The organism is Aquitalea pelogenes (assembly GCF_041914625.1).
Lineage (GTDB): Bacteria > Pseudomonadota > Gammaproteobacteria > Burkholderiales > Chromobacteriaceae > Aquitalea > Aquitalea pelogenes.
This window is the reverse complement of the sequence record NZ_JAYSDA010000017.1, coordinates 1-26,553: the sequence shown is the minus strand read 5'-3', so window position 1 is coordinate 26,553 and position 26,553 is coordinate 1. Positions and strand designations below refer to the sequence as shown.

The following is a 26,553-nucleotide window of genomic DNA, read 5'->3' as shown; positions in this document are numbered from 1 at the left end:
CCAGGCACAACAGCGCAGGGCTGCCGGTGTTACACTGGCAGCCCTGTTTTCAATCCAGAATGCGGAGTCTGCATGAGCCTTGCCCCCAAAAACGACGACTGCTGCCATGGGCAGCCGGAATCCAGTGGCAAGAGTGTGACCCAGCCCAACAAGGCGGCCCTGCTCAAGCGGCTGGCCAGAATTGAAGGGCAGGTACGCGGCATCAGCGGCATGGTGGAATCCGACCGTTACTGCGTGGACGTGCTGACCCAGGTGGCGGCAGTCAAATCGGCACTGGACGCCGTGGCCATGCAGTTGCTGGAAAACCACATGAAGGGTTGTGTCAGCCGCGCATTGCAACAAGGCGATGCAACCGGCATGGTGACCGAGCTGATCGATGTGGTGAAAAAGGTGCGTTAGGGCGCGGAACGCCCCAATCAAGGCAGGCTTCATCAACGATTGCTCCGCCTTGTGGAATACTCGGGTTTCCCCACCTGCCCATGGAAACCCACCGCCATGAAAACCCTTCTGCCAGCGCTGGCTGGCCTGCTGTTGTCCCCCTGGCTGATGGCCGATCCGCTCCCGTTCGAACAATTCATGCGCCTGCACCGCGGCATGCCGGCCAGCGAGCTGGCGCAACTGGCGGGCAAGCCCGACTACACCCGTCCGGACCCGGCAGGCAGTGGCGATACCGAGCTGTTCTGGCTGGGCGACATCGACCTGCCCTATACCACGGTGATCACCCTGCATCAGGGCCTCGTCAGCGATATTCACCGCAACAAGCGCCTGTAGTTGTTGCGCTTTGACTGCGCTGCTTGTCATCCGGCCCAGGCATACAGCCGATTTAGTTTGCCCCGGCCTGATTAAGTGCGTAGAATGCTGCGGTTTCACTACCTTGCTTTTTGCAACCGCATGGCAAAAAGCTAAATAGCCATAAGGAGTTAACATGCGTCATTACGAAATCGTGTTCATCGTCCATCCGGACCAGAGCGAACAGGTTCCGGCCATGATCGAGCGCTACAAGGGCATGGTTCTGGCCGCTGAAGGCAAGATCCACCGTCTGGAAGACTGGGGCCGTCGTCAACTGGCTTACCCGATCCAGAAGCTGCACAAAGCCCACTACGTTCTGATGAACGTTGAGTGCCAGTCCGAAACCCTGGCCGAGATCGAGCACGCCTTCAAGTTCAACGACGCTGTTCTGCGTCACCTGACCATCAAGCTGGACCGCGCCATTACCGAAGCGTCCCCGATGATGAAGGACGAAAAGGCTAAGAACCTGCTGGATTCCCAGCCGGCAGCCGAGGCCGAAGCTGCTGCCTGATAGGCAGGAGTGAAGGACTTGCAGAACCGTCTGGTATTGACCGCGACGGTCGAACGCGAAGAAGACCTGCGTTACACCCCTGCCGGTATTCCGGTAGTGGAAATGTGGGTCCGGCACCAGTCAAGACAGACTGCTGGCGGGTTCGAACGGGATGTGGCCTGTGAAATCCAGGCCGTGCTGATTGGTGAAGACGCCCGGCGTATTGCCGGCAAACTGGCAGGAAACACGGTAACGCTTACCGGCTTTCTGTCCCAGCGCAGTCTGAGGAATCCGCGGTTGGTACTCAATATCGAATATGTTGAATTTGTAAAAGGTTAGTCAAAATGGCTCGTCAACTCTTCAAGCGCAAGAAGTTCTGCCGCTTCACGGCAGAAGGCATCAAGGAAATCGACTACAAATCCGTTGATCTCCTGAAAGACTTCATCGCCGAAAACGGCAAAATCATCCCGGCTCGCATTACCGGTACCAAGGCTCGCTACCAGCGTCAGCTGACCACTGCTATCAAGCGTGCTCGCTTCCTGGCTTTCCTGCCTTACACCGATCAACACTAAGCCGGGAAAGGACTTAAGATGCAAATCATTCTGCTCGAAAAAGTTGCCAACCTGGGTCAACTGGGTGACGTGGTAAAGGTTAAGAACGGTTACGCCCGTAACTTCCTGATCCCGCAAGGCAAAGCCAAGCGCGCTACCGAAAACAACCTGAAAGAGTTCGAAGCGCGTCGCGCCGAACTGGAAGCCAAGCAAGCTGAAATCCTGGCCGATGCCAAGGTTCGTGCTGAAAAGCTGGCTGAAGCTGTTATCACCATCGCGCAAAAAGCCGGTGTTGATGGCCGTCTGTTCGGTTCCGTGACCAATGTGGACGTGGCTGAAGCCGTGACCGCATTCGGCGTGGAAATCAAGCGTTTCGAAGTTCGCCTGCCGAACGGCCCGTTCAAGGCCATCGGTGAGTACGACATCGAAATCGCCCTGCACCACGACGTGGTTGCTCCGATCAAGGTTGTTGTGGTCGGCCAAGCCTGATTCCCTTATCCGGAATTGTGCTGCAAGAAAAAAGCCCGCTTTTGCGGGCTTTTTTCATGGGCTGACGGTTTTACCTGCGCCATCCCAAGCCCGATAGGCACCGTCAGGATCAAGAAGCATGAGGTTTGCTTCCGTCTGCTTTCCATTTGCTGTTTCAGTTTTTTCCCATCAATTTGACTGGTCTTTTCAAATAAGCTCCCTGCTGTCCATCTCCGGGCCGAGCATGCACTGGCTGTGCGGCACGCTACGGCCCCGTATTTGCAGTCGAGGAGCATTGCCGCATGTCATCTGTCATTACCCGATGCAGTCAGTTCAGTAGCTGGCTGAGCGCCGCGCTGGCACAGGAAAATCCGCTCGTTCCCACTCCCTTGACGCAGCATGTCAATGCCGATGTCTGCATTGTCGGCGGTGGATTTACCGGTCTGTGGAGTGCCATCCGTATCAAGGAAGCCAGCCCGGAAACCGAGGTAGTGATTGTCGAAGCGCGGATGTGTGGCAGTGGTGCCAGTGGCCGTAATGGCGGCTTTGTGCTCAGCCTGTGGGCCAAATACCAGTCGCTGGCCAAGATGTGCGGCGAGGCCGAAGCCCTGCGCCTGTGCCAGCTGTCATCACAGGCCATTTTCGAGCTGGAGGCCTTTTGCCAGCAGCATGGCATTGATGCCCAGCTGCGGCTGGATGGCTGGCTGTGGGCTGCCACCACCACCGCCCAGCTAGGTAGTTGGGAGGGTACAGCCAGCCAGCTGGAGCGCCTGGGGCAATCTCCCTTCCTGCGTCTGGCTGCGGGACAAGCGGCGCAGCTTGCTGGTTCTGCCCTGCATCTGGATGGCGTGTTCGAGCCGGTGTCAGCCTCCATTCAGCCGGCCATGCTGGCGCGTGGCCTGCTGCGCCATGCCCTCCAGCTTGGAGTCAAGGTGTATGAGTCCACCCCGATGCAGCGGCTGGAAGCAGGCTCCCCGGCACGGGTGCAATGTCCACAGGGCAGCGTGCGTGCCGGCAAGGTGATTCTGGCCATGAATGCCTGGGCTGCGCAGTTTGCCGACATCCGCAAGGCCTTTGTCGTGGTATCCAGCGATGTGGTGATGACGCGTCCCTTGCCTGACTTGCTGGAGTCTATCGGCTGGACCAATGGCATGACCATCTCCGATAGCCGCATGCTGGTGCATTACTACCGCACTACGCCCGATGGCTGCATTGTTTTTGGCAAAGGTGGTGGCAGCGAACAACTGGTATACGGCAGCCGGCTGGCCGACAAGCTGGACGGGCCATCCGGCATCGCCGACACGGTGGCTGCCCATTTGCGCCGTGCCTATCCGGGAGTGCAGGCCGCCGATGTTGTCAGCAACTGGACCGGCCCCATCGACCGTACCCATAACGGCTTGCCGCATTTCGGTGCGCTGCCGCAGCAAGCAAATGTCTTCTATGCCATTGGCTACTCCGGCAATGGCGTTGGCCCCTCCATGCTGGGTGGCCGCATCCTGGCGGCGCTGGCACTCGGACAGGATAACGAATGGGCGCGCTGTGGCCTGGTGCAAGGCCTGCAACGCGACTTTCCTCCCGAACCCATACGCTATATCGGTGGCCGTCTGGTGCGCCATGCGGTGGGGCAGGTCGATCTGGCTGCCGACGAAAACCGTCAGCCATCCTGGTTGATGCAGCAATTGAGCAAGCTGGCTCCCGCCGGCCTGTCGCCAACCAAGAATACCCAATCCCAATCCCAATCCCGCTAGACCCATCTGGAGAACCGCATGTCTTGCTCATCGGATATCGAACAGATCCGCCAGGCACTCACTGCCTATTACCACGCCTTGTATTACGGCCGGCCGGAAAAACTGGAAGAAGCATTCCGTCCCGATGCCATCTTGCTTGGCGATGTTGACGGTAACGAATCGCGGCTGGACCAGACGCAATACCGCAATCTGCTGCAAACCCGAGTTTCGCCGCATGCCCAGGGTGAGCCCTATGGCCTGCAGATCGGCGAAATCCGTCTGTGCGGCAATGCCGCCATGGCGGAGCTGCAAACGCCTTTGGCCGGGAAGGTTTTCACCGATTACGTCTCGCTGTTCAAGCGCCAGGGACGTTGGCGTATCGCGTTCAAGCTGTATTCCCATCCGCAGTGAAACCTGTCGCCAGCCGCGTCAGTGTGGTTGCCACGCTGACCGGCTGATTCTTGCACTTCCACGGAGCTTTCATGCATTCAACTGAACTGGCGGCAGAGCCGTCCCATGCAGACTCTGGCCTGCTGGTGCAGCCCATCAGCAGGCTGGAAACCATAGGCATCATTTTTGGCACCAATATCGGGGCGGGCGTACTGGGCATGGCTTTTGCCGCACGCAAGACCGGTTATGTCCCGCTGTTGCTGTGCCTGGCACTCACCTGTGTGCTGTGCACCATCACCATGCTCTACCTGACGGAGGTGGCGCTGCGCACCCGTGGCAATCATCAGCTCAGTGGCCTGGCTCGCCGTTATCTGGGCGGAGTGGGCGGCTGGCTGTTGTTTCTGGCGGTGGCTGCGAACAGCTTTGGTGCGTTGACGGCCTATATGGCAGGCAGTGGCAGCATCATGCTGGATTTGCTCGGCGCATATGGCATGAGCAGGGAGCTGGGTAGCATCCTGTTCATCGTGCCGTCGGTAGCCGTGCTGTATCTAGGCCTGAAAGTGCTGGGGGCGGGTAACAAGCTGATCAGCATCAGCATGATTGTCATCATCCTGGCACTGATTTTGGCGTCGATTGCCAGTCAGGATGCGCAGTTGAGCAATCTGTGGCTCAGTCACTGGCAGTATGTGGTGCCGGTGTTCAATCTGGCGGTATTTGTGTTCGGCGCGCAGTTTCTGGTGCCAGAGCTGGTGCGCGGTAATCTGACGGCACCGCGCAAGCTGCCGGGGCTCATCATGGCGGGCATGGCGCTGACCTTTGTCTTTGTCGCGCTGATTCCGGCTTCGGTGATTGCCCTGGTCGGCAGCGACAACCTGACTCAGGTGGCCACGCTAAGCTGGGGCAGGGCGCTGGGGCAATGGGCTTATTACACCGCCAACATCTTTGCCTTGCTGGCCATGCTGACTTCCTACTGGGGGCTGGGTGGCTGCCTGTTCACCAATATCTTCGACCACTTCCGCCTGGGAAGCGAACAGCAAAAAGGCAAACGCCTGCTGGTGCTTGTTGTGGTTGCACTGCCGCCTTTCCTGCTGGCGTATTCGGGTATTGCCAGCTTCGTTAATGCGCTGTACTTCGCCGGCACATTTGGTGGCGTGCTGATGGGCATCATCCCGGTTCTGCTGCTGAATGCCGCACGGCGTCGGGGCGATGTTGACAGCGAGTTCGTCTGTGGCTGGTATGCCCACCGCGGTGTGCAGTGGCTGATTGTCGCCACCTTCTTCCTCAGCGGAGTGTATGCGGTGGTATCGCTGTTTGGGGTGCTACCGGAAAGCTGGTAGCAAGCTGAAACGCCTGCTCCTGCCTGCACAAGTGAGTGTTGACCGACCTGGCACAGGCCGGGTCGGTCAGGCGCAGGCTGGTGGCTAGTCGTTTTCCAGCACGATGCGGGCACGCAGGCCAGGTGCGCCGTCTTCGGCAATGGCCAGCAGGCGGTCGATATTCGGATGCTTGCCCGGATACAGGCGCGCATCGGCAGTATGTTCTGCATACAGCTGCAAGCCTTCCAGGGCAGCTGCACGGTTGATATGGCTGTGCTTCTTGATGAGGGCATGGTAAACCCGTACCGAACCGGCAGTGCCCGGCTTGTTTTCCAGACGGGTGAGGGTTTCGCCGGCAGCATCCAGCAGCACGATGGCGGCGATGCCATCGGTGGTTGGCAAGGCTTCCAGAATATCCTTGAAGGTGGTGGTCATGCGGTGGATTTCCTGCTTGTAATAAAGAGTTGTCGGGTTCAGTCAGCTGATGCTAGCACAAGAGCACCAGCCGCCAGAGGGTAGGGGCTTGCGCCATTCTGGTCGATTCATGCCCTGAATTGGTGCGTGCATATTGTCTGTCCGGTAGGCGGGCTTACGATATCCGGTACTGAAAATTGACATATTCAATATTATCAAAGGCTTGTCATCTCTGGCACGCTATTTGCTATATGTGATGCAGTAGCTGGCGACGGGTGATTGCTCCCTCCTCCTTGCAATCACCGTCCTGCGCCAGTCTGCAAAGGAGAAAACAGAGCGGCATAGCCGCCACCGGCCGGTCTGGCCGAAGAGACCACTCTTCGGCCAGACGACCAACCCGCCTTCAGCCTGGTTGAACGCCCATCAGATATTTGCGGCTCATGGCCTTGAACAGTTCACTGCCGGCAACGCCCAGCATTTCGAACAACACCATTTCCCGACTGACCAATACCGCTCCCGCTGCCTGCATGCGTTGCAAGCCCAGTTGCTTGTCGCTGTCGCGGCGGCTGGCCACGGCATCGGCCACCACAAACACCTGTTTGCCCTGTGCCAGCAGTTGCAGCACCGTCTGCAAGACACAGACATGCGTTTCCATGCCGCAGACAATCACCTGTTTGCGCGCCAGCAGGCTGTCTGGCAGGCAGTCGGCGGCGACGCAGGAAAAATGCAGCTTTTCCACGACGGCTGCTTGCGGTGCCAGTGCCAGCAGGCTGGCTTCGGTGTGGCCCAGGCCGCGTGGATATTGTTCGGAAAACACAATGGGCAGGCCGGTGTCATGTGCCACACCCACCAGCCACAGGCTGGCTGCCAGCATGGCGTCGGCCTGGTCCACCGCCGGTAACAGCTTGTCCTGGATATCCACTACCAGCAATGTGGCTTGATCAATCTGCATCAACATGTCGCTGCCCCTTTCTGTGCTTTTTCATCGGTAAGCCTTCCGGCTGACAGGGTAATCCCTTGATGGGCAGAAATGCCAGATGTGGCACTATGCCGCTTCAACATTCTTGGGACCGTTCACCTGCCATTGCAGTTCTGCAAGCGGGTGACGTGCGCAACCTGGCGTGGCAAGCCGACACAGAGCAGCTGCCCGCGCCGCGGAGAGAGTTCATGCTGCAAGGTGCTTACCGGCTGTTTCACCAAGCCATTGTCGAAGTGATCGACCCCAGGCGGGTCTTTAGCGACCCGCTGTCCACCCTGGCCTACGGGACGGATGCGTCCTGTTACCGGCTGGTGCCCAAACTTGTCATCCAGACACACTCCGAGGCCGAAGTGCAGGCAGTGCTGGCACAGGCTGCGGCATTGAAATTGCCGGTCACCTTCCGTGCGGCAGGTACTTCGCTGTCCGGCCAGGCGGTGAGCGATTCCATTCTGGTGGTGGCCAATCATGGCTGGAAAGACCTGCAAGTCCTGGATGAAGGACGTGCCATCCGCCTGCAGCCGGGGGTGATCGGCGCGGCCGCCAATGCGGCACTGTTGCCGTTTGGTCGCAAGATCGGTCCGGACCCGGCCACCATCAACTCGGCGATGATAGGCGGCATTGTCAGCAACAACTCCAGTGGCATGTGCTGCGGTACGGCGCAAAACACCTACCAGACCATCAAGAGCCTGCGACTGGTGCTGGCTGACGGTACGGTGCTGGATACCGGCGATGCCGCCAGCGTGGCGGCTTTCCGCCAGTCTCACGCCGGCTTGCTGGCCGGGCTGGGCGCACTGGCAGGCCGTATCCGTGCCGATGGCGAGCTGGAAGCGCGTATCCGCCGCAAGTACAAGATGAAGAACACCACCGGCTACAGCCTGAATGCGCTGGTGGATTTTGCCGATCCGCTGGACATGCTGCTGCACCTGATTGTCGGCAGCGAAGGCACGCTGGCTTTTGTGTCCGAGGCGACTTACCACACGGTGGAAGAGCTGCCCAGCAAGGCATCGGCGTTGGTGCTGTACCCCACCATCAAGGACGCCTGCGATGCCATCCAGTTGCTGGCCCAGCACAAGGACGTGGTGTCCTCGGCCGAGCTGCTGGACCGCGCCAGCCTGCGCTCGGTGGAAAACAAGGCCGGGGTGCCGGCCGAACTGAAAACGCTGGGCGACGAGGCTGCGGCCATCCTGATTGAAACCCGTGCCCGTGATGCCGTGGCGCTGACCACACAGATTGACGCCATTTGCGGTTATATCGCGGCCATTCCCAATCTGTCCGGCATCCGCTTTACCGATGTGGCCGAGGAATACACTCGCTTGTGGAATATCCGCAAGGGCATGTTCCCCAGTGTGGGGGCCATGCGTGCTGCGGAAACCACCGTCATCATCGAAGACGTGGTGTTCCCCATTGAGCACCTGGCTGAAGGCACGCTCAAGCTGCAGGCCTTGTTCCGCCAATACCATTACGACGAAGCCATCATCTTCGGCCATGCGCTGGAAGGTAACCTGCACTTCGTGTTCACACCCAACTTCTCCGGCGAAGCCGAAATCAAGCGCTACGAAGCCTTTATCGAGGACGTGTGCAAGCTGGTGGCGGTGGAATACGAAGGTGCGGTAAAGGCCGAGCACGGCACCGGCCGCAATATGGCACCGTTTGTCGAGATGGAATGGGGCCCGGCGGCGTATCGCATCATGCAGGAGCTCAAAGCCCTGTTCGACCCGGATGGCATCCTGAATCCGGATGTGATCATCACCCACGACAAGCTGCTGCATATCCGCAACCTGAAGCCGATTCCCACCGCCAATGCGCTGATCGACAAGTGCATCGAGTGCGGCTTCTGCGAAGTGATGTGCCCCAGCCGCGCCATCACCCTGTCGCCGCGCCAGCGCATTGTGGCCAACCGCGAAATGGCTGCGCTGGAGCAAAGCGGCAAGGATCCGTCCCGGCTGGATGCATTGCGTGAGAGTTACCAGTTTGCCGGGGATGAAACCTGTACCACCTGTGGCTTGTGCGAATCCGCCTGTCCGGTGGGCATCAACACCGGCGCGCTCACCAGCCAGCTGCGCCAGCAGAATCTGAGCGATACCGGCTGGGCGCTGGCCAATACCCTGGCCAGCCACTACGATACCGCCACGGCGGGTGCGCGTCTTGGCTTGCGTGCGCTGCAAACCGTGCAAAGCGTGGCCGGCAATGCCGCCACCGGCGTGCTGATGCGCAGCCTGCGCCGGGTGGTGGGGCGGCGTATTCCGTACTGGACGCCATACTTCCCGCGTGCTGCCGGCAAGCTGCGGCTGGATGGCGGCAAACAGGGCGAGCGCAAGGTGGTGTATCTGCCATCCTGCCTGACACGCACTTTTGCCCCGGCCAAGGCGCAGCCGGACCAGCGCCCGCTGAACGAGGTGGTGGCCTCGGTGCTCGGCAAGGCCGGTTACCAGATTCTTTACCCGCAGCAGATGGATGGCCTGTGCTGTGGCACGCCGTTCAAGTCCAAGGGGGCAGTGGATGCCGCCGCCAGCAAGCTGTCCGAGCTGGAAGCGGCCTTGCTGCAGGCCAGTGACAATGGCCGCTGGCCGGTGATTGTCGACAATGGCGTGTGTACCGCCAGCATGCTGGAAGGGCTGCAGGACAAGCGTCTGCAAGTGTATGACGTTACCCGTTTCGTGCAGGAGGTGGCCGCCGAATATCTGGTCTTCACCCCACAGCCAGAAAGCGTGGCGTTGCACGTGGTGTGCTCCATGCGCAAGACCGGCCAGGCGGCCATGCTCAATGCCCTGGCCAAACGCTGCGCCAGCAAGGTGGTCGAGCCGCAGGGCATTACCTGCTGCGGCTTTGCCGGTGACAAGGGCTTCAGCCATCCGGAACTCAACAGCAGTGCACTCACCGGCCTGAAGGCACAGGTGAAGGACTGCGGCAGCGGCTTCTCCAATAGCGTCACCTGCGAGATCGGCCTGTCTGCCAACTCCGGCATCCCTTATCAAAGCCTGATGTATCTGGTGGACAAGGCCTGCCGTAGCCGCTGATCTGCAGTCCTGTCATCAATCGACAGCCCCGTTTCCATCATGGAACGGGGCTTTTGTTTGATCAGCTGGCTTGTAACACCCTGCTGCTGTTTGTCATGATGGCGGATTGACTGTCTGTAACTGGCTGCAAGGGAGCAATCGCGCATGAGTTTTCATATCCGCCGCATCGAGCCGGAAGACGCCGCCGCCATGGCGCGCTTGCAATCCGCCCCCGGCGTGGTACGCCATACTTCACAGCAGCCCTATCAGTCGGCCGCCGACTGGCAGCAAAAATTGCAGCAGCTGTCCCCATCCTGTCACTGGCTGGTGGCCTGTGATGCTGCCGACGAAGTGATAGCCAGCGCCGGGCTCACCATCCTGCCGCAGGCGCGTTGCCGCCATGTGGCCGACCTGTTCCTGCTGGTCCGCGATGAATGGCAGGGCAAGGGCGTGGGGCGTGCACTGATGCAGGCCCTGCTGGAGCTGTCCGACAACTGGCTGGGGCTGATCCGGCTGCAACTGATGGCCCAGCAGGACAACCAGCGCGCCATTGCGCTGTACGAGCGCTTTGGCTTCCAGCATGAAGGCGTGGTGCGGCAGGACATCCTGCAAGACGGACGCTACGTGGACAGCGTGGTGATGGCACGGCTGCACTGGCCGGCAGGAGGTCAGGCATGAGCCAGTTTCGCATTCGCAAACCCGGTCCGGCAGATGCCGCGGCACTGCGCGCCCTGATGAGCGATCCGCTCTGTTACGGCAATACCCTGCAGCTTCCTTATCCATCCATGCAGCTATGGCAACAGCGGCTGGCGGCTAGCGACCCGCTGCACCATGCGCTGTTGCTGGAAACGGCCGAAGGGCAGGTGATTGCCCATGGTTCACTGTGGCGGGAATGTGCACCAAGACTGGCACATGGTGCCAGCCTGGGCATGGCGGTGCAGCGCGAATGGCAAGGGCAGGGGGTAGGTTCTGCCTTGCTGCAGGCCATGCTGGACCTGGCCGATAACTGGCTGGGCCTGCACCGGGTGGAACTGACGGTATTCACCGACAATGCCGCTGCGCTGGGCTTGTACCGCAAATACGGTTTTGTCGAAGAGGCCTGTTTGCGCGCATATGCCTTGCGCAACGGGCGTTATGAAGATGTGTTGAAAATGGCAAGACTGCGCCCCATGCCCTTGCATGGACCGGTTTAGATGCCGGACAAAAAATAACGCCATCGACAGATGGCGTTTTCAATTACACAACAAAGGAGTTTGCTGTCTGCCCCTGACGGCAGTGGCTTGCTGATGCACGGCAAGCCCTGAAGAAACTTCAACAGAGTGTCAACATTATCCAATCTGCCCGGCAAGCTGTCGTTCATCATCCGGACATGAAGCGGTAATATTGCGACCTGTCTGATTTATATAAAGAAAAAGCGCGGATAGCCCGCGCTTTTGTCTTTCTCAGGCAGTCGTGTCCGATCGCCTTGATCAAGTACTTAGATGTCCTGCCCTTCGACAATGCCGTCATGGCTGGCCGAGGATTTGGGCAGAATCAGGTTCAGTGCCATGGCCAGAATCGAGCACAGGCCCACGCCGGCCAGTTCCAGCCCGCCCAGTTTCAGCGTCAGGCCACCGATACCGGCAGTCAGCACTACCGAGATGATGACCAGATTGCGCGGCTGCATCAGGTCCACCTTGGCTTCAATCAGTGTCTTCAGGCCGATGGAGGCGATGGTGCCGAACAGCAGCACCATGATGCCGCCCATTACCGGCATCGGGATGGATTGCAGCAGGGCATTGAACTTGCCGAAGAACGCCATGCAGATGGCAAACACGGCAGCCCAGGTCATGGTCACCGGGTTGAAGTTGCGGGTGATCATCACAGCGCCGGTCACTTCGGCATAGGTAGTCACCGGCGGGCCGCCGATCAGGCCAGCCACACACACGCCCAGGCCATCACCCATCAGGGTGCGATGCAGGCCCGGTGTCTTGGTGAAGTCCTTGCCGGTCACGCCGCCAATGGCCATCACGCCACCGATGTGTTCGATGGACGGGGCAATGGCCACCGGCAGCATGAACAGCGCGGCAGACCAGTTGACCTCGGGGCTGTGGAATACCGGTGCGGCAAACCACGGTGCATTGGCCAGCTTGGCAAAATCCACCACGCCCATGAAGGCAGCAGCGATATAGCCCACGGTGACGCCAGCCAGAATCGGCACCAGCTTGAACATGCCACGCGCGTAAATGGAAACGATGATGGTGGTGGCCAGCGAAATGGCAGCCAGCAGCATGGAGGTTTCATACGGCATGATCTGCTTGCCGCCAGCCTGGCCCATGGCCATGCCGGAAGCTGCGGTGGCTACCGACAGACCGATGATCATGATCACCGGGCCGATCACCACCGGCGGCAGCAGCTTGTTGACCATGGCCATGCCGCGCCAGCGCACGATGGCGGCAAACACGAAGTACATGAAACCGGCGGCAAACAGGCCGAACATGGTGGCACCCTGGCCCCAGGTATGCATGGAGTAGATGATGGGGCCGATAAAGGCAAAGGAGCTGCCCAGGAAAATGGGTACCTGACGACCGGTGCACAGCTGGAACAGCAAGGTGCCGATACCGGCACCAAGCAAGGCCATGGCCGGGTTGAGGCCAGTCAGCAGCGGAACCAGAACCAGTGCGCCAAAAGCGACGAACAGGATCTGGGCGCCGGAGATGGCCACCTTCACGTGTTGGAACATAATGGGATTTCCCTGTTTTTGTTGAAATTGAAATGGGCTTGGTCTGACGCTGACTCAGACCGTGCAATACATGATGGCCTGGGCAATGATGTTGTTCTGCTCCCGCGCCAGCTCGCTGTGTTGCCTGAAGTCCCGCACCATGGCCTGTACCCGTGAGTAGGTATCAAAGTTCGGTAGCGGGCGATAGGCAATGTCCACGCCCAGCCGCGCCGCCACTTTCTTGATGGTGGTGGGCTTGATGCACACATGCACATCCGGCTGGCTGTAAGCCAGAAAGCAGGTCACCACCGGCCACTTGGCCGGATTGGCATTACCGTCGTTGCGGCACAACTGCAGTACCTCGACAAAGTCGGCAAAGCTGTCCGGGCCAAACTGGTGCAGCAGGCGATACAAGGCCTGGGCAAACGGCAGGTGCACATCGCGAAAGCCCAGGTAATTGCGAAAGGCCATCTTCTCGAAGGTGCTTACCGTGGTGCTGCGGCCGATGATCTGGCGACAGGTTTCGCTGATGGCGGCAAGATTGCCGTCGTTTAGCGCCTGCTGCATGGTTGTGGCGGCCAGTCCCTGGCTGCACAGCGTGATGACGCTGTCCACGCTGCGGTGCTTTCTGGCCAGTGCCTGCCATGCCGCGTCCTGCAAACCATCGGGAAAGCGCAGCAAAAAATCCTGATCAATCGCCTGATGCGGACTCAACACCGTAGGTCTTCCTTGTGCATGGAGCTGGGGTTGCAAGGCCTGCAAAAAACGCCGCTACTTCGGCTGAAGATGAGCGGCGTGTTGCGGGCATGGGCAGGACTCAGATGTGCTTGGTGCCGAAAATCTTGTCACCGGCATCACCCAGACCCGGGATGATGTAGCCGTTTTCATTCAGATGGCTGTCCAGCGATGCCGCGTACAGTTGCACGTCCGGATGGGCATCGTTGACCACCTTCACGCCTTCCGGTGCTGCGACCATCACCACCGCCTTGATCTGCTTGCAGCCTTTGCGCTTGAGCAGTTCGATGGTGGCTACCATGGAGCCGCCGGTTGCCAGCATCGGGTCGATGATGATGGCGATGCGCTCGTCCAGGCTGTCGACGAATTTCTCGAAGTAGGACACAGGCTCCAGCGTTTCTTCGTTGCGGGCCAGGCCCACCACGCTGATCTTGGCGGAAGGCACCAGATCAAGCACGCCGTCCAGCATGCCGATGCCGGCGCGCAGGATGGGAACGACAGTGACTTTCTTGCCCTTGATTTGCTGTACGTCGATCTTGCCGCACCAGCCGTCGATGGTGGTGGCTTCCAGTTCGAAGTCGCGCGTGGCTTCATAGGCCAGCAGGCGAGCCAGTTCCTGGGTGAGCTGGCGGAATTTCATGGTGCTGATGTCGCCTTCGCGCAGCAGACCCAGTTTATGTTGCACCAGCGGATGGTTGACTACGTGGATATTCATTTTTTTGGTCCCAACCCTGCGAAAAAGCTGCCTATGCCGGTCTTGTGAACCGCAATGGCAGCTTGTTTCAGATATGCGAAACCGGCCTTGTTGCCGCGGCCGGTCTTTGAATGAGGTATGGGGCGATATTCTACCGCTTTTCCCAGCTGGAAATCCACGGGATTAACCCTGATGCAGGCAATGGCGCCGAGCAGATATAACCCTGCACCGCAGTGCACCCTAGTTCCGTCAGGACGGAGAGGTCTCCGGCGTCTTCCACGCCCATGCCAATGGTCTGCAGGCCTTCACGTTGTCCCAGCTCCAGGGCTTCTTGCAGGATGGCACGCAAGTGCTGGTTATCCCCTGCGCCGTGGACAAAGGCCCGGTCGGTTTTCAGGCCGCTGAAGTGACTGGACTTGAGTTTGTCGGTCAGCCCCACGCCAATGCCGAACTCGTCCACCATCACGCCAAAACCGGCCTGGCGCAGTGTTGCCAGCTGGGTGTCGGCTACCGTCCAGTGCTGGCGCAAGGTGCTCTCGGAAAACTCCAGCGTCAGGTTGGCTGGGGTCAAGCCGGCCAGACGTGTTTTCTGGGTAAGGTGGGCGGTCAGTTGCGGGTCGGCCAGCAACTGGGCCGACAGGTTGATCGATACATTCAGGTCGAAGCCCTGATCCAGCCAGTCGCGGCAGGCATACAGGGACTTTTCCAGAATCAGTTCGGTCAGCTCGCGAATCATGCCGCGCTCTTCCATCACCGGCACAAAGGTGATGGGGGACAGCACGCCCAGCGCCGGGTGACGCCAGCGCGCCAGCGCCTCGGCACCGATCACGCGGCGGGTCTGGATGTTCACAATCGGCTGGAAATATGGCACCAGCTGGTCGTTGACCAGCGCTTTCCAGATTTCATCAATCGGCATGGCCGTGCCACCGTTGGCAGTCAACGGGCTGGCGCTTTGGTCCGGAGCGGCATAGAAGCCGTCAGCTTGGGAGGAGGTCATGTCTGTCAGGTATCCGCTACGAAAAGGGCGCTGCCTTGCCTGTCTGTCATGGCTGAATTGTAAGACAGGGAATTCCGGGTGGATATGTTCATCTTCAAAATGCCGCAAAAAAACCCGGCACGGCCGGGTTTTCAGGATGACTGCAATGCGTGGCTTACAGGCCTTCCAGCACCTGTTGCAGTTCGCCGGACTGGTACATCTCGTACATGATGTCCGAACCGCCAATGAATTCACCCTTCACGTACAGCTGTGGAATGGTCGGCCAGTTGGAGAATTCCTTGATGCCCTGGCGGATTTCCGGGTCTTGCAGCACGTCGACGGTCTTGATGGTTTCGACGCCACAGGCTTTCAGGATTTGCACTGCGCGCGAGGAAAAGCCGCACTGCGGGAACTGGGCCGAACCTTTCATGAACAACACAACCGGATTTTCGGTAACGGTCTGCTTGATGATTTCCTGGGTATCCATGGGGAATTCCTTGCTGTGAAAGGGCCGGCGCCGGGCTGACCCTGAATACTTGACTGAATCAATGGGTTATTGTACGTAAGCGGGCCGTCCCGGTCAATTTGCCTGATGGCGTGCGCGCAGCTGGCGCAGGAATATCTCGGCCTGGCCGTCATACAAGGCATGCCGGTTCATGAAGCGCGACACATTGGCCGCCACCAGCGCAGTCGCCATCAGCGGGATGATCATGCTGGACGAAGATGAAGTCATTTCCATCACGATGACAAAGCCGGTCATCGGTGCGCGCGTCATGCCGGAGAAAAACGCCACCATGCCCAGCAGCACCATGGCGGCCTGGGGCAAAAACGGCAGCAACAATGACATGTTCAGGCCAAAGCCCGCCCCTACGGCGAGGGAGGGGGCAAACATGCCGCCGGGTGCGCCGCTGATATAGGTGATGATCAGCGACAGCAGCTTGAGAATGCCGTATTCCTGCATGCTGCTGCCGCCACCTTCAATGATTTCCTTGGCACGGAAATAGCCGGTGCCAAAGGTAATGCCATCACTGCCAATGCCGATGACGGCCAGCAGCAAGCCACAGGCAATGGCAAACAGGATGGGGTAATGGCTGCGCCAGTCATGCAAGGGGCCGGGCAGGCGGTTGGCCAGTGCCAGAATGGCACGTGAAGTCAGCCCGCCGATGATGCCGCCGACGATGCCGCATACCGGAATGGCCATCCAGCCCGAGCGCAACTCCAGCGCGACGGATACCACGCCGAAGTAGTTGTAATCGCCCAGTACGGCAATGGCGGTGATACCGGCCAGAATCACCGACAGCAGGATGGTGGAACTGGCACGCTGGTCGAAGGTGCGGCCCATTTCCTCGATGGCAAACACGATGCCGGCCAGCGGGGTGTTGAACGCGGCGGCTACCCCGGCGGCGGCACCGGCCAGAATGAAACTGCGTGCCACGCCTTCATGGCGCAAGGCGGCTTCGCGGTTGAGGGAATACTTGATAGCAGCACCCACCTGCACGATGGGGCCTTCATAGCCCATGGTGGAGCCACAGCCCACGCCGATCAGCGTCAGCACCATCTTGCCCACGGCAGCCCGCATGGTCAGGATGCGTGCGCGCAGCGCATGCATGCCAGGCTGCATGGCAATGATGGTTTGCGGAATGCCGCCACCACCGGCACCTTCAAAGAAGGTGCGCAGCAGCCAGACGGACAAACCCAGCCCGGCGGGGGTGATCAACAGCGCCCAAAACGGCGATTGATCGTAGATCTGGTAGAACAGCTCGTGCGACAGATGGCTGCCATTGGCAAACACGGCGGCCACCAGGCCGATGAGGATGGCAGCAATCCAGATGGGAGCCCGACGCCGCCACAATCCCACGGACAAATACAGGTATCTCAGGCGGCGGCTGGCGCGCAGGCCGTGCTGGCCCAGGCGCCGGGCGACTCTGGAGTCGGACATGGGGGTGGGAACTCCATCGGTTTATCAAGAGAGTAGCAGAGCCGAAACGCAAATCATTCTGGATTGAACAGTATTTTCGATTCTGCTAATACTCTAATGATAAGGTCAATCTGCTTTCCTGACCAGAACCGCGGCAAAGAAACCGTCAGAATTATGCAAATGCGGTTTCAGTTCCAGATAATCACCGATTTGCAGCGGAATTTTCTGTTCGGCCAGCGCGGCATCCATCGGCAGCAGGCTGAAGTCCGGATGTGCAGCCAGGAAGGCTTCCACGATGTCGCGGTTTTCCTGCGGCAGCAGGCTGCAGGTGGCATACACCAGACGGCCGCCCACTTTGACCAGACGGGCTGCCGACGCCAGGATGGCGGTTTGCTTGGCGTTCAGCTCGGCCACGCTTTCCGGGCTCTGGCGGAATTTCAGGTCCGGGTTACGGCGCAGGGTGCCAAGGCCGGAGCAGGGGGCATCCACCAGCACGCGATCCGCCTTGCCGGCCAGACGCTTCACCTTGCTGTCGTTTTCATGTGCCAGCAGTTGCGGATGCACATTGGACAGGCCGGAGCGGGCCAGACGCGGCTTGAGGTTGGCCAAGCGCTTTTCCGACACGTCAAATGCGTACAGGCGGCCGCTGGAAGCCATTTGTGCGCCCAGCAGCAGGGTCTTGCCACCGGCACCGGCACAGAAGTCCACCACCATTTCACCACGGCGTGCGCCGGTAATCAGGCCCAAGAGCTGGCTGCCTTCATCCTGCACTTCGATGGCACCAGACTTGAACAGCTCGTACTTGCTCAGCGAGGGCTTGCCTTGCAGGCGGATGCCGAGCGGGGAGTACGGAGTGGGTTCGCAGGGCATGCCGTCGGCGCGCAGACGGTCGATGACTTCATCACGCTTCATTTTCAGGGTGTTGACGCGCAGGTCTAGCGGGGCGGGTTCCATCAGGCCCAGGCCCAGTGCCAGCACGTCTTTCGGGTCTTTTTCTGCCAGACGCTCGATCACCCATTCCGGCAGTTCGGCCGCCACGGACAGGCTGTCTTCCAGCGTCTTGCCCTTGACGCCACCGAGCCATTCGCGTTCACCAGCACTGGTGCAATCAGCCATTTCCTTGATATTGAGCTTTTGCAGACGCATCAGCGCCACCATGGCCAGGCGGCGCGGCGTGGCTTTTTCCGGGGCGATGAGGGCGCGGAACTGGATCAGGCGGCGCAGGCAGCCAAAAGCAGTTTCGGCAATCAGGTGACGGTCGTTGGAACCCAGCTTCACGTTTTCGCGGAAGTAGGCGGACAGCACGGCATCGGCCGGGCGGTCGAAGCGGGTCATCTGGCCGATGACGGTTTCGATATGTTTCAGTTGGCTATGGCTGATATTCATTAACGGTTATTCCGGGTCATGGGGCGAGCGGGCAGGCGCCATTGCTCGGTGCCGTCAACATTGATCAGCACGGCGCGCAGTTCCACCCGCTTGCTTTTGTCGATGCGCGAAATGCGCACCGGCAGGTTGGAGAAATCCGGAGCCAGCCAGAATTCGGTGATGTCGTCCTCGCCCTTGGCGCGGAACACAATCACCCGGATCTTGCCGGAGCCGGTGTCGTAATCGGTTTCGCCACTGGGGGTCATCGGATATTCGTAGACCTTTTTCCCGGTGGTGATCTGTAGCGGGGCAGTGCCAAGCTGGCCGCCCTTCAGGCCCAGCTGGAAAGCCAGGCTGAATACATCTTGCGCCCCGCTGCGCAAGGCGACTTCCTTGTCGCCCTGGTCGCCAAAATGCAGCATGCCGGCAGACCAGTCAAAGCGGGCGGACTCCTTGGCATCCTGACCTACCCAGGCTTGCAGGCTATCCGGTTGCAGGCCTTGTTTGCCCAGCTGCCCTTGCGAAAGGTAGCGCCGATTTCCGCCCACCAGCGGATTGAAGCGGATTTCCAGCGTGTAGCGGTGGCCATCCTGTTGCCAATCCAGACCGCCGCTGCCCACCATCGCACCATTATAGAAGGTCTGGTAGCCAAGTTTGGCCCGCGCCGGGAAGCGGTGCAGTGCGCTGGCCGGGGTCAGATAACCGGCCGGCCTGTCGTTGTTGCTGGTTGCCGGCGCACTGGCTTCTGCTGCCTTGGCGTGTTTTTCCGGCTTTGATGCCGGCGGTTCTGCCTCCGGCATGCTGGCCTCGGCACGCTTGCTGCTTTCTGTGGCCGGCTGGCTGGCATCGGCCAGGTCGGCTGGATGCTCCGCCGCTTTGTCCGCTACGGTGTCTGCTCTGGCCTGCGCACCTGAGGCATCGCGTTTGCGCTTGTGCTTTCTGGCTGACGGCTGGTGCGGGGCGGAGTCGACCGCCGGGCCGACAGGCAGCAACCGGGCAGTGGGTACTGCGGGTGGCGCCGGTGTGTCCAGCGCCAGAGCCTGCATCTTGACGTCAATCTTGCGCAGCGCCTGATCGGGCGGCAGTTCGATGACGGCATCGGGCAACAGGCCCGAGCCCAGCATGGTCAGATGCACCAGTACCGAGAGCAGCAAGGCAAGGGCAAAGACCCGCAGCGGTGTCTTCATGCTGATGCCGGAATTACGGCGCCGGGGCCATCAGGCTGCCGGGAGGCTGGTCTGGCGAGGCCACGCGGCCATCAATAATGTTCAGTTCATCGGCGACAAAACGTCGTACGGCATCGGGGTAGAGCTGGTGTTCCAGCTGCAATACCCGCGCGGCCACGCTGTCCGGGGTGTCGCCCGGCAGCAGGCTGACCACGCCTTGCGACACGATGGGGCCGTGATCCAGTTCGGCCGTGACAAAGTGCACGGTACAACCTGCCACCTTGCAGCCCATTTCCAGCGCCCGCGCGTGGGTATGCAGGCCGGGGAAGGCGGGCAGCAGCGAGGGGTGGATGTTGAGCATGCGGCCTTCGTAACGACGGGTGAAGCCGGCGGTCAGAATGCGCATGAAACCGGCCAGCACCACCAGCTGCGGCTGGAAGCCATCAATGACCTGGGCCAGTGCGGCATCGAAGTCCTCGCGGCTGGCATAGGCCTTGTGGTCCACCACGGCCGTGGCAATGCCACGCTCGGCGGCCCAGGCGAGACCAGCGGCATCAGGGCGATTGGATATCACCGCCGCAATGCATGCGCCGGCGATATTGGCGTCGACAATGGCCTGCATATTGGAGCCACGGCCGGAAATCAGGATGACGATATTCTTCATGGGTCAACATGTCTGCGGCAGCCACAATGCCTGCCGGTAAAAAAACAAGCGCCGCCAGCAGTGCTAGCGGCGCCGTTCGGTGTCACTGCCGGACTCAGGAAATCTGGGTCTGGTGTTCGTCACCATTGCGGGCGCGCACAGTGCCCAGGCGATGTACGGTTTCGCCTTCCTGCTGCAGCAGGGCAGTGGCAGCAGCCACGTGCTCTTCGGCCACAATCACTACCATGCCGATGCCACAGTTGAAGGTGCGGTACATTTCCTGGCTGTCCACATTGCCTTCTTTTTGCAGCCACTGGAACAGCTTGGGCAGCTCCCAGCTGTTTGCATCCAGTTGGGCGACAACATTGTCCGGCAGTACGCGCGGCGTGTTTTCGGTGATGCCGCCGCCGGTGATGTGGGCCATGCCTTTTACCGGCAGGGTCTGCATCAGCTTGAGCAGCGGTTTCACGTAGATGCGGGTCGGCGCAATCACGGCGTCGCGCAGGCTCTTGTCGCCATCAAAGGCGGCGTCCAGATCCGGCTGGGCGCGGTCGATGATCTTGCGAACCAGGCTGTAGCCGTTGGAATGCACACCGTTGGAACCCAGGCCCAGGACAACATCGCCCGGTACGATGGTACGGCCGGTGATCACCTGGCTTTTTTCCACCACGCCGACAGCAAAGCCGGCCAGATCGTATTCGCCCACCGGGTACATGCCCGGCATTTCAGCCGTTTCGCCGCCGATCAGTGCACAACCGGCTTGTTCGCAACCGGCGGCAATGCCCTTGATCACGTCGGTGGCTTGCGGTACGTCCAGCTTGCCGCAGGCGAAGTAATCAAGGAAGAACAGCGGCTCGGCGCCCTGTACCAGGATGTCGTTCACGCTCATGGCGACCAGATCGATGCCGACGGTGTCGTGGCGGTTCCAGTCAAAGGCGAGTTTCAGCTTGGTGCCCACGCCATCGGTGCCGGAAACCAGGACGGGCTCTTTGTACTTTTTGGAAATTTCCACCAGTGCGCCGAAACCGCCGATACCGCCGAGAACTTCCGGGCGCATGGTGCGCTTGGCATAGGGCTTGATGTTTTCGACGAGCGCGTCGCCGGCGTCGATATCCACGCCTGCATCACGGTAACTGAGGGACTGGGTGCTCAAGGTAAACTCGCTTTCTGCTAACTTGAAGTATTTTCACGTCAAGCTTTCGCTGATGCGAAAGCACTGTATTTTAACTGAATTTCCTCGGGAAAGCTGCGCTAAGTTTGCAATGTGTTGTCCGGATGTGTGCCGGGCAGGCTGGGGGAGTGGCAGTTGGCTGGGTGCGCAGGCGCGGCGGGAGCATGCAGACTGGCGATTTTATACAACAACAAGCACTAAACAAATGCCATGCAGCGGTTTCGCCAAGCAGGCATCTCAGCGTAAAATTGCAGCCTGACTTCAATCGGCCCACACGACCTTACTCTTGGACCAGCTAGTACTAGACCTGACCCCCACGCCGCTGCCGGCTTTCGACAATTTCCTGGCCCAGCGCAACCGCGAGGTGATTACCGCCCTCACGGCGGAGGATGGCGAGCGTTTCATCTATCTGTGGGGTGAACCCGGCAGCGGCAAGACGCATCTGTTGCAAGCCTGGATTGCCCATGCCGAGCGGCTGGGGCGTGCTTCCATTTATCTGGATGGCCAGAAAGAGCATTTGCCGGATTTCGCCCGTGAAGCCAGCTTCATCGCCGTAGACCATGTCGACGACCTGGCACCGGACGACCAGATCACCCTGTTCTCCTTTTATAACTCCCTGAAGGAGAGCGGCGAAGGCCGCCTGCTGATGGCCGGGCGCAAGCCGCCGATGGCCGCCGCCGTGCGCGACGACCTGCGTACCCGCCTGGGCTGGGGACTGGTGCTGGAAGTAAAGGCCCTGTCTGACGACGACAAGCTGGCCGCCCTGCGCACCCATGCCGCCAACCGCCAGCTGGCGATTGCCGACGATGTATTCCGTTACCTGCTTACCCACTGGCGGCGCGACCTGTCCAGCCTGATCGGCATGCTGGACATGCTGGACCGCTATTCGCTGGCGCTGCGCCGGCCCATCACCGTGCCGCTGGTGAAAAACGTTTTGCAAACCGCGAGTTCTTCCGACACATGACCCAAGCACGCAATCTGGCCCTGTTTGACCTGGACAACACCCTGCTGATCGGCGACTCCGATTTCGAATGGCCGCGCTTCCTGATCAAGCGCGGCATTGTGGATCAGGCTTACTACGACCACCGCAACAACCATTTCTACGAACAGTACAAGGCCGGCACGCTGAATATCGGCGAATACCTGGAATTTGCGCTGGAACCGCTCACCCGCTACGACAATCAGGAACTGGCGGCACTGCATGCGGCTTATATGGATGAGCATATCCGCCCCATCATTCCGCAAGCCGCGCGTGACCTGCTCAACCTGCATCGCCAGCAGGGCGATGAAATCCTCATCATCACCGCCACCAACCGCTTCATCACCGGCCCCATCGCGGCCGAACTGGGCGTGGATGACGAACACCTGATTGCCATCGACCTGGAACGCACCGCTGATGGTCGTTACACCGGCAAGCACACCGGCGTACCCAGCTTCCAGGCCGGCAAGATCACCCGGCTGGAAATGTGGCTGGCCGAACGTGGCCAGACGCTGGCCAGCTATGGCCGCAGCTTCTTCTATAGCGATTCGCACAACGACCTGCCCTTGTTGTCCATCGTCAGCAACCCGGTGGCAGTCGACCCGGACGACACCCTGCGCCAGCATGCCAAGGAGCAGGGCTGGCCGATCATCAGCCTGCGTGGCTGAAATAGCGCATCAATAGTTCAGACAGTCTGGCTACGGCCAGACTGTTTTTGTATGGAGAGATGATATGGAGCAACTGCAAGCATTCCTGGCCCGCGCCGAAGCCCTGCTGGCCCGTCTCGAACCCCTGTTGCCCCCGGCCCGGCCCGAGCCGGACTGGAGTGCAACGGCCTACCGCTGGCGGCGTCAGGGTATGGCCGGCTGGCTGGAGAGTGTCAACGAGCCGCACACCCTGCCGCTGGCACGGCTGACCCATATCGACAATCAGCTCAAGCTCTTGGTGCGCAACACCCGCCAGTTCGTCAAGGGCAAACCGGCCAACAATGTGCTGCTGACTGGTGCGCGTGGCACCGGCAAATCGTCACTGGTAAAAGCCTTGCTGCCGGAGTTTGCCGACAAGGGCCTGCGCATCATCGAGGTGGACAAGGAGCATTTGTCCGATCTGGCCCAGATCATGGCACTGGTGGCCGGTCGCAAGGAGCGTTACATCCTGTTCTGTGACGACCTGTCGTTTGAAGATGGTGATGACGCCTACAAGGCACTGAAAACCGCACTGGATGGCGGCCTGGCCCGCCGGGCGGAAAACATGCTGGTGTATGCCACCTCCAACCGCCGTCACCTGATGCCGGAAAAACACAGCGAAAACCGCGAAGGCTGGGTCAGCGATGGCGAAATCCATCCGGGCGAAGCCATCGAAGAAAAAGTGTCGCTGTCGGACCGCTTCGGCCTGTGGTTGTCGTTTTATCCGTTTGATCAGGACGCTTACCTCGCTGCGGTCAAAACCTGGCTGGAGCATTTCCAGCTGCCGATGGACAGCGAAGCCGAACGCGCCGCCCTGCAATGGAGCCAGCTGCGTGCCAGCCGTTCCGGCCGGGTAGCCTGGCAGTTTGCCAATGACTGGGCCGGGCGTAGCGCCAAGGAACGCAAGGCGGAGCTGGGCAAGTGAGCGTGACGGCCGCTGCCAGCATGCCGTCGCAGCACAAGGCGCGCGGCATCCTGCTGTACAGCCTGGCCATCTTTTTGCTGGCGGTGATGGATGCCAGCGCCAAATGGCTGACCCATGGCTATCCGGTGGGGGAGATCATCTTCTTCCGCTCGCTGTTTGCCCTGCCCATCTTGTTGGTATTGGGGCTGCGTCACAGCAGCGCACCGGCCAGGCTGCTGGCCACAGCCCATCCGTGGCGGCATTTGCTGCGTGGCATGGTGGTGCTGGTCACCATCGTCACTTTCTTCATTGCCTTGCGCCATCTGCCCCTGGCCACGGTGACGGTGATCACCCTGTCCAACCCGGTGTTCATGCTCTTGCTCAGCCTGGTATGGCTGGGCGAGCGCGTTGGGCGGCGGCAATGGCTGGCGGTGGTACTGGGCTTGCTGGGTGTGCTGGTGGTGTGTGGCTGGTCCGGCCTGCAGTTCAATGTCTACAGCCTGCTGGCGGTGGGTTCTGCCTTGTCTTATGCCCTGGCCTCGCTGCTGACGCGCCAGTTGTCGGCCACCGACAGCCCGGCCACCATTGCCATGCTGGGAACGCTGATCATGCTGGTAGTCAGTGCGCTGACTGCCGGCAGCGACTGGCAGCTGCCCGGCTGGGGCGACTGGCTGGTACTGCTGTTGCTGGGCCTGAGCGGCGGGTTGGCCAATTTCGTCAACGCCCTGTCACTGCGCTATGTGCAGCTGTCGGCGGTGGCACCGCTGGAATACAGCATCCTGCTATGGGCAGCCGCACTGGGCTATCTGTTTTTTGGTGAAATGCCCGGCATCACCACCTGGCTGGGCGGTGCACTCATCATCGCCAGCGGCGTGGTGGTGGCCCGCGAGAAACATTAAGGCAAACAATAATCAACATGCATTCCGACAAGAAAATCATCGAAGTGGTGGCGGGCGCACTGATGCGACCGGATGGCAGCTTCATGCTGGGCAGCCGGCCGGAAGGCAAGCCCTATGCCGGTTACTGGGAATTCCCCGGCGGCAAGGTGGAGCCGGGCGAAAGCGCCATGCAGGCGCTGGTGCGCGAGCTGCAAGAAGAAATGGCCATCACGGTGACCCATGCCACGCCCTGGCTGACCCGGGTGCATCACTACGAACATGCATCGGTACGCTTGCACTTCTTCCGGGTATGGGACTGGCAGGGCGAGCCGCAACCGCAAGAGGGACAGCAGTTTGCCTGGCAAGCGCCAGACCAGATCAGTGTCGAGCCCATGCTGCCGGCCAACGGGCCTATCCTCAAATCCCTGCAACTGCCTGCCGTCTATGCCATCACTTGCGCGCATGAAATTGGCGTGGCCGCCCAGTTGCAAGCCTTGGCCGCTGGCCCTGCATACGGGCTGGTACAGGTGCGTGAACCGGATATGGACCGGCAGCAGTTGCAGGCCTTTGTCTCCGACGTGGCTGCTATCGTGCATGCGCGCGGCGGCAAGGTGGTGGTGAATGCCGAGCCGGACTGGCTGGCCGGCTGGCCGGTGGATGGCGTGCATCTGAATGGCACCCGTCTGCGACATCTGGCACTGCGGCCGGATTTTGACTGGGTGGGCGCTTCGGTGCATTCGGCTGAGGAATTGCAACAGGCGGCAGCGCTCGGCCTGGATTACGCCTTGCTTGGACACGTCCAGCCCACGGCCAGCCACCCCGGCGTCACGCCACTGGGCTGGCAAGGCTTTACGATGGTATTGGCAGATGGCATCCCGCTGCCGGTGTATGCGCTGGGTGGTTTGCAGCAGCAGGATCTGCCACGAGCCCGCCAGCATGGTGCGCACGGGGTGGCGCTGATGCGGGGGGCATGGCAATGACGATGAATCTCAAGCAGAAAAAACTGCTGTTGATTGGCGTAGCCCTGATATTGCTGGCGGCACTCAAGGGCGGCCTCATCTGGTGGTATTTCCAGCACAAGCAACAAGCCGCTGTGCCGGAGTCGCTGGCCTGCAATGTCACACAGGGGGCGTGCAGCCTGCCGGACGACGGCAGCCTGCGTTTTGTCACGCCTCCGCAAAACGGCAAGCCTTTTGTCATGCGGCTGGAAGGGGTGACTGCCAGCGAACCCAGCGTGGAGTTCGCCATGGCAGACATGGACATGGGGTTCAATCGCTACCGCTTTGTGGCGGATGGCGCCAACTGGCAAGCCCGCATCACCCTGCCGGTATGTGCCACAGGCAGCCGTCACTGGATTGCCACCCTGCATCTGGGGGAGAAGGCTTACAGCCTGCCGTTCCAGGCGCAGTAGCGCAGGTATCGTTCAGCACGCAAAGGCTCCGGAAGGGGCCTTTTTTGTAGAAATTGTGGGTTTGGGCTGAGGCTGTTCCGGTTGTGATACTAGGCTAGATGCCGCAGATGCCGACTAATTTCCACCGCACCGACGCAGCCACCAGGCCCCGTCAAGCATGCCGACGGGTGGCCGGGGCGAGGTTTTAAGCGCCTGCAATGTCTGAG

At 60.3% G+C, this 26,553-nt stretch carries 30 protein-coding genes; 18 read left to right on the top strand and 12 right to left on the bottom strand.

All coding sequences use genetic code 11. The features are described from left to right. The first annotated feature begins 72 nt into the window (after positions 1-72). The 9 genes from ACE3SE_RS13850 to ACE3SE_RS13810 all read left to right on the top strand — a co-directional run bounded on the left by ACE3SE_RS13850 (position 73) and on the right by ACE3SE_RS13810 (position 5,752). Positions 73-399, top strand: coding sequence for a metal-sensitive transcriptional regulator (locus ACE3SE_RS13850; protein ID WP_045847264.1), 327 nt, complete (start codon positions 73-75; stop codon positions 397-399). 96 nt (positions 400-495) lie between these two features. Then, positions 496-771 carry a hypothetical protein gene (locus ACE3SE_RS13845; protein WP_374556086.1) on the top strand — a complete coding sequence of 92 codons (276 nt, stop codon included), beginning with the start codon at positions 496-498 and terminating at the stop codon, positions 769-771. Positions 772-925: 154 nt separating this feature from the next. Beyond that, on the top strand, positions 926-1,300 hold the full coding sequence (rpsF, locus tag ACE3SE_RS13840) for a 30S ribosomal protein S6 (RefSeq protein ID WP_045847266.1): 375 nt from the start codon (positions 926-928) through the stop codon (positions 1,298-1,300). A gap of 18 nt (positions 1,301-1,318) precedes the next feature. Continuing rightward, positions 1,319-1,618: a primosomal replication protein N gene (priB, locus tag ACE3SE_RS13835; protein ID WP_045847267.1), complete on the top strand. Its 300-nt coding sequence runs from the start codon at positions 1,319-1,321 to the stop codon at positions 1,616-1,618. A 5-nt stretch (positions 1,619-1,623) separates the two neighbouring features. After that, positions 1,624-1,851 carry a 30S ribosomal protein S18 gene (rpsR, locus tag ACE3SE_RS13830; RefSeq protein WP_011137185.1) on the top strand — a complete coding sequence of 76 codons (228 nt, stop codon included), beginning with the start codon at positions 1,624-1,626 and terminating at the stop codon, positions 1,849-1,851. Positions 1,852-1,869: 18 nt separating this feature from the next. Next, positions 1,870-2,319, top strand: coding sequence for a 50S ribosomal protein L9 (gene rplI, locus ACE3SE_RS13825; protein ID WP_045847268.1), 450 nt, complete (start codon positions 1,870-1,872; stop codon positions 2,317-2,319). Between the two features lie 281 nt (positions 2,320-2,600). Beyond that, the gene (locus ACE3SE_RS13820) at positions 2,601-4,046 is read left to right on the top strand and encodes an FAD-dependent oxidoreductase (protein ID WP_374556081.1); all 1,446 of its coding nucleotides are present in this window, start codon (positions 2,601-2,603) and stop codon (positions 4,044-4,046) included. 18 nt (positions 4,047-4,064) lie between these two features. Then, positions 4,065-4,436 carry a nuclear transport factor 2 family protein gene (locus ACE3SE_RS13815; protein WP_062788203.1) on the top strand — a complete coding sequence of 124 codons (372 nt, stop codon included), beginning with the start codon at positions 4,065-4,067 and terminating at the stop codon, positions 4,434-4,436. A gap of 71 nt (positions 4,437-4,507) precedes the next feature. After that, positions 4,508-5,752 carry an aromatic amino acid transport family protein gene (locus tag ACE3SE_RS13810; protein ID WP_374556079.1) on the top strand — a complete coding sequence of 415 codons (1,245 nt, stop codon included), beginning with the start codon at positions 4,508-4,510 and terminating at the stop codon, positions 5,750-5,752. An 84-nt stretch (positions 5,753-5,836) separates the two neighbouring features. On the opposite strand, the gene ACE3SE_RS13805 is transcribed toward ACE3SE_RS13810, so the two are convergent. Together ACE3SE_RS13805 and ACE3SE_RS13800 are read right to left on the bottom strand one after the other, a co-directional pair. Then, entirely contained in the window at positions 5,837-6,166 is a 330-nt protein-coding gene (locus ACE3SE_RS13805) for a DUF2322 family protein (protein ID WP_374556077.1), read from the bottom strand. 382 nt (positions 6,167-6,548) lie between these two features. Continuing rightward, positions 6,549-7,103 (bottom strand): hydrolase, encoded by a 555-nt coding sequence (locus tag ACE3SE_RS13800; RefSeq protein WP_062788198.1) that lies wholly within the window; start codon positions 7,101-7,103, stop codon positions 6,549-6,551. A 209-nt stretch (positions 7,104-7,312) separates the two neighbouring features. On the opposite strand from ACE3SE_RS13800, the gene ACE3SE_RS13795 reads away from it, so the two are divergent. From ACE3SE_RS13795 to ACE3SE_RS13785, 3 genes are all read left to right on the top strand, one after another. Beyond that, the gene (locus tag ACE3SE_RS13795; RefSeq protein ID WP_374556075.1) at positions 7,313-10,141 is read left to right on the top strand and encodes an FAD-binding and (Fe-S)-binding domain-containing protein; all 2,829 of its coding nucleotides are present in this window, start codon (positions 7,313-7,315) and stop codon (positions 10,139-10,141) included. Positions 10,142-10,285: 144 nt separating this feature from the next. Then, complete coding sequence (locus ACE3SE_RS13790; RefSeq protein WP_131358193.1) at positions 10,286-10,798, top strand: GNAT family N-acetyltransferase; 513 nt, start codon at positions 10,286-10,288, stop codon at positions 10,796-10,798. Beyond that, positions 10,795-11,313: a GNAT family N-acetyltransferase gene (locus ACE3SE_RS13785; protein ID WP_062788194.1), complete on the top strand. Its 519-nt coding sequence runs from the start codon at positions 10,795-10,797 to the stop codon at positions 11,311-11,313. Before ACE3SE_RS13790 ends, ACE3SE_RS13785 begins: the two co-directional genes overlap by 4 nt. A gap of 284 nt (positions 11,314-11,597) precedes the next feature. Here ACE3SE_RS13785 and ACE3SE_RS13780 read toward each other — a convergent pair whose 3' ends face one another. The 10 genes from ACE3SE_RS13780 to purM all read right to left on the bottom strand — a co-directional run bounded on the left by ACE3SE_RS13780 (position 11,598) and on the right by purM (position 21,471). Continuing rightward, positions 11,598-12,842: a uracil-xanthine permease family protein gene (locus ACE3SE_RS13780; protein ID WP_045847280.1), complete on the bottom strand. Its 1,245-nt coding sequence runs from the start codon at positions 12,840-12,842 to the stop codon at positions 11,598-11,600. 54 nt (positions 12,843-12,896) lie between these two features. Continuing rightward, positions 12,897-13,538, bottom strand: coding sequence for a hypothetical protein (locus tag ACE3SE_RS13775; RefSeq protein WP_242673485.1), 642 nt, complete (start codon positions 13,536-13,538; stop codon positions 12,897-12,899). A gap of 100 nt (positions 13,539-13,638) precedes the next feature. Beyond that, positions 13,639-14,271: a uracil phosphoribosyltransferase gene (gene upp / locus ACE3SE_RS13770; RefSeq protein WP_045847282.1), complete on the bottom strand. Its 633-nt coding sequence runs from the start codon at positions 14,269-14,271 to the stop codon at positions 13,639-13,641. A 130-nt stretch (positions 14,272-14,401) separates the two neighbouring features. Continuing rightward, entirely contained in the window at positions 14,402-15,247 is an 846-nt protein-coding gene (locus ACE3SE_RS13765; protein WP_374556071.1) for an EAL domain-containing protein, read from the bottom strand. Between the two features lie 154 nt (positions 15,248-15,401). Continuing rightward, the gene (gene grxD / locus ACE3SE_RS13760) at positions 15,402-15,713 is read right to left on the bottom strand and encodes a Grx4 family monothiol glutaredoxin (protein WP_045847283.1); all 312 of its coding nucleotides are present in this window, start codon (positions 15,711-15,713) and stop codon (positions 15,402-15,404) included. 93 nt (positions 15,714-15,806) lie between these two features. Next, on the bottom strand, positions 15,807-17,165 hold the full coding sequence (locus ACE3SE_RS13755) for a chloride channel protein (RefSeq protein ID WP_199102860.1): 1,359 nt from the start codon (positions 17,163-17,165) through the stop codon (positions 15,807-15,809). Between the two features lie 105 nt (positions 17,166-17,270). After that, on the bottom strand, positions 17,271-18,524 hold the full coding sequence (locus ACE3SE_RS13750; protein WP_197077194.1) for an RsmB/NOP family class I SAM-dependent RNA methyltransferase: 1,254 nt from the start codon (positions 18,522-18,524) through the stop codon (positions 17,271-17,273). A 5-nt stretch (positions 18,525-18,529) separates the two neighbouring features. After that, positions 18,530-19,696 carry a DUF3108 domain-containing protein gene (locus tag ACE3SE_RS13745; protein ID WP_374556068.1) on the bottom strand — a complete coding sequence of 389 codons (1,167 nt, stop codon included), beginning with the start codon at positions 19,694-19,696 and terminating at the stop codon, positions 18,530-18,532. A gap of 13 nt (positions 19,697-19,709) precedes the next feature. After that, a complete protein-coding gene (purN, locus tag ACE3SE_RS13740; RefSeq protein ID WP_062788179.1) occupies positions 19,710-20,339 on the bottom strand; it encodes a phosphoribosylglycinamide formyltransferase in 630 nt (209 codons plus the stop codon). A gap of 94 nt (positions 20,340-20,433) precedes the next feature. Then, on the bottom strand, positions 20,434-21,471 hold the full coding sequence (gene purM / locus ACE3SE_RS13735) for a phosphoribosylformylglycinamidine cyclo-ligase (protein ID WP_062788176.1): 1,038 nt from the start codon (positions 21,469-21,471) through the stop codon (positions 20,434-20,436). A gap of 304 nt (positions 21,472-21,775) precedes the next feature. Here purM and hda point away from each other — a divergent pair, with 304 nt between their 5' ends. The 6 genes from hda (at position 21,776) to ACE3SE_RS13705 (ending at position 26,347) form a co-directional block, all read left to right on the top strand. Next, a complete protein-coding gene (gene hda / locus ACE3SE_RS13730; RefSeq protein ID WP_045847287.1) occupies positions 21,776-22,453 on the top strand; it encodes a DnaA regulatory inactivator Hda in 678 nt (225 codons plus the stop codon). Further along, on the top strand, positions 22,450-23,136 hold the full coding sequence (locus tag ACE3SE_RS13725; RefSeq protein ID WP_045847288.1) for an HAD family hydrolase: 687 nt from the start codon (positions 22,450-22,452) through the stop codon (positions 23,134-23,136). Before hda ends, ACE3SE_RS13725 begins: the two co-directional genes overlap by 4 nt. A 64-nt stretch (positions 23,137-23,200) precedes the next feature. Further along, the gene (locus ACE3SE_RS13720) at positions 23,201-24,079 is read left to right on the top strand and encodes an ATP-binding protein (protein ID WP_374556065.1); all 879 of its coding nucleotides are present in this window, start codon (positions 23,201-23,203) and stop codon (positions 24,077-24,079) included. Further along, positions 24,076-24,957: a DMT family transporter gene (locus ACE3SE_RS13715; RefSeq protein ID WP_374556063.1), complete on the top strand. Its 882-nt coding sequence runs from the start codon at positions 24,076-24,078 to the stop codon at positions 24,955-24,957. The genes ACE3SE_RS13720 and ACE3SE_RS13715 overlap by 4 nt, the downstream gene beginning before the upstream one ends. A 17-nt stretch (positions 24,958-24,974) precedes the next feature. Further along, positions 24,975-25,916, top strand: a complete 942-nt coding sequence (locus ACE3SE_RS13710) for a Nudix family hydrolase (RefSeq protein WP_374556061.1) — start codon at positions 24,975-24,977, stop codon at positions 25,914-25,916. Then, entirely contained in the window at positions 25,913-26,347 is a 435-nt protein-coding gene (locus ACE3SE_RS13705) for a hypothetical protein (protein WP_374556169.1), read from the top strand. Before ACE3SE_RS13710 ends, ACE3SE_RS13705 begins: the two co-directional genes overlap by 4 nt. Positions 26,348-26,553: the final 206 nt, after the last annotated feature.

Bases quoted from the DNA above. Each gene is read 5' to 3' on its own strand.
- ACE3SE_RS13850 (WP_045847264.1), top strand. From the start codon at position 73: ATGAGCCTTGCCCCCAAAAACGACGACTGCTGCCATGGGCAGCCGGAA.
- ACE3SE_RS13845 (WP_374556086.1), top strand. From the start codon at position 496: ATGAAAACCCTTCTGCCAGCGCTGGCTGGCCTGCTGTTGTCCCCCTGG.
- rpsF (WP_045847266.1), top strand. From the start codon at position 926: ATGCGTCATTACGAAATCGTGTTCATCGTCCATCCGGACCAGAGCGAA.
- rpsR (WP_011137185.1), top strand. From the start codon at position 1,624: ATGGCTCGTCAACTCTTCAAGCGCAAGAAGTTCTGCCGCTTCACGGCA.
- rplI (WP_045847268.1), top strand. From the start codon at position 1,870: ATGCAAATCATTCTGCTCGAAAAAGTTGCCAACCTGGGTCAACTGGGT.
- ACE3SE_RS13820 (WP_374556081.1), top strand. From the start codon at position 2,601: ATGTCATCTGTCATTACCCGATGCAGTCAGTTCAGTAGCTGGCTGAGC.
- ACE3SE_RS13815 (WP_062788203.1), top strand. From the start codon at position 4,065: ATGTCTTGCTCATCGGATATCGAACAGATCCGCCAGGCACTCACTGCC.
- ACE3SE_RS13810 (WP_374556079.1), top strand. From the start codon at position 4,508: ATGCATTCAACTGAACTGGCGGCAGAGCCGTCCCATGCAGACTCTGGC.
- ACE3SE_RS13805 (WP_374556077.1), bottom strand. From the start codon at position 6,166: ATGACCACCACCTTCAAGGATATTCTGGAAGCCTTGCCAACCACCGAT.
- ACE3SE_RS13800 (WP_062788198.1), bottom strand. From the start codon at position 7,103: ATGTTGATGCAGATTGATCAAGCCACATTGCTGGTAGTGGATATCCAG.
- ACE3SE_RS13795 (WP_374556075.1), top strand. From the start codon at position 7,313: ATGCTGCAAGGTGCTTACCGGCTGTTTCACCAAGCCATTGTCGAAGTG.
- ACE3SE_RS13790 (WP_131358193.1), top strand. From the start codon at position 10,286: ATGAGTTTTCATATCCGCCGCATCGAGCCGGAAGACGCCGCCGCCATG.
- ACE3SE_RS13785 (WP_062788194.1), top strand. From the start codon at position 10,795: ATGAGCCAGTTTCGCATTCGCAAACCCGGTCCGGCAGATGCCGCGGCA.
- ACE3SE_RS13780 (WP_045847280.1), bottom strand. From the start codon at position 12,842: ATGTTCCAACACGTGAAGGTGGCCATCTCCGGCGCCCAGATCCTGTTC.
- upp (WP_045847282.1), bottom strand. From the start codon at position 14,271: ATGAATATCCACGTAGTCAACCATCCGCTGGTGCAACATAAACTGGGT.
- ACE3SE_RS13765 (WP_374556071.1), bottom strand. From the start codon at position 15,247: ATGACCTCCTCCCAAGCTGACGGCTTCTATGCCGCTCCGGACCAAAGC.
- grxD (WP_045847283.1), bottom strand. From the start codon at position 15,713: ATGGATACCCAGGAAATCATCAAGCAGACCGTTACCGAAAATCCGGTT.
- ACE3SE_RS13755 (WP_199102860.1), bottom strand. From the start codon at position 17,165: ATGTCCGACTCCAGAGTCGCCCGGCGCCTGGGCCAGCACGGCCTGCGC.
- ACE3SE_RS13745 (WP_374556068.1), bottom strand. From the start codon at position 19,696: ATGAAGACACCGCTGCGGGTCTTTGCCCTTGCCTTGCTGCTCTCGGTA.
- purN (WP_062788179.1), bottom strand. From the start codon at position 20,339: ATGAAGAATATCGTCATCCTGATTTCCGGCCGTGGCTCCAATATGCAG.
- ACE3SE_RS13725 (WP_045847288.1), top strand. From the start codon at position 22,450: ATGACCCAAGCACGCAATCTGGCCCTGTTTGACCTGGACAACACCCTG.
- ACE3SE_RS13720 (WP_374556065.1), top strand. From the start codon at position 23,201: ATGGAGCAACTGCAAGCATTCCTGGCCCGCGCCGAAGCCCTGCTGGCC.
- ACE3SE_RS13710 (WP_374556061.1), top strand. From the start codon at position 24,975: ATGCATTCCGACAAGAAAATCATCGAAGTGGTGGCGGGCGCACTGATG.
- ACE3SE_RS13705 (WP_374556169.1), top strand. From the start codon at position 25,913: ATGACGATGAATCTCAAGCAGAAAAAACTGCTGTTGATTGGCGTAGCC.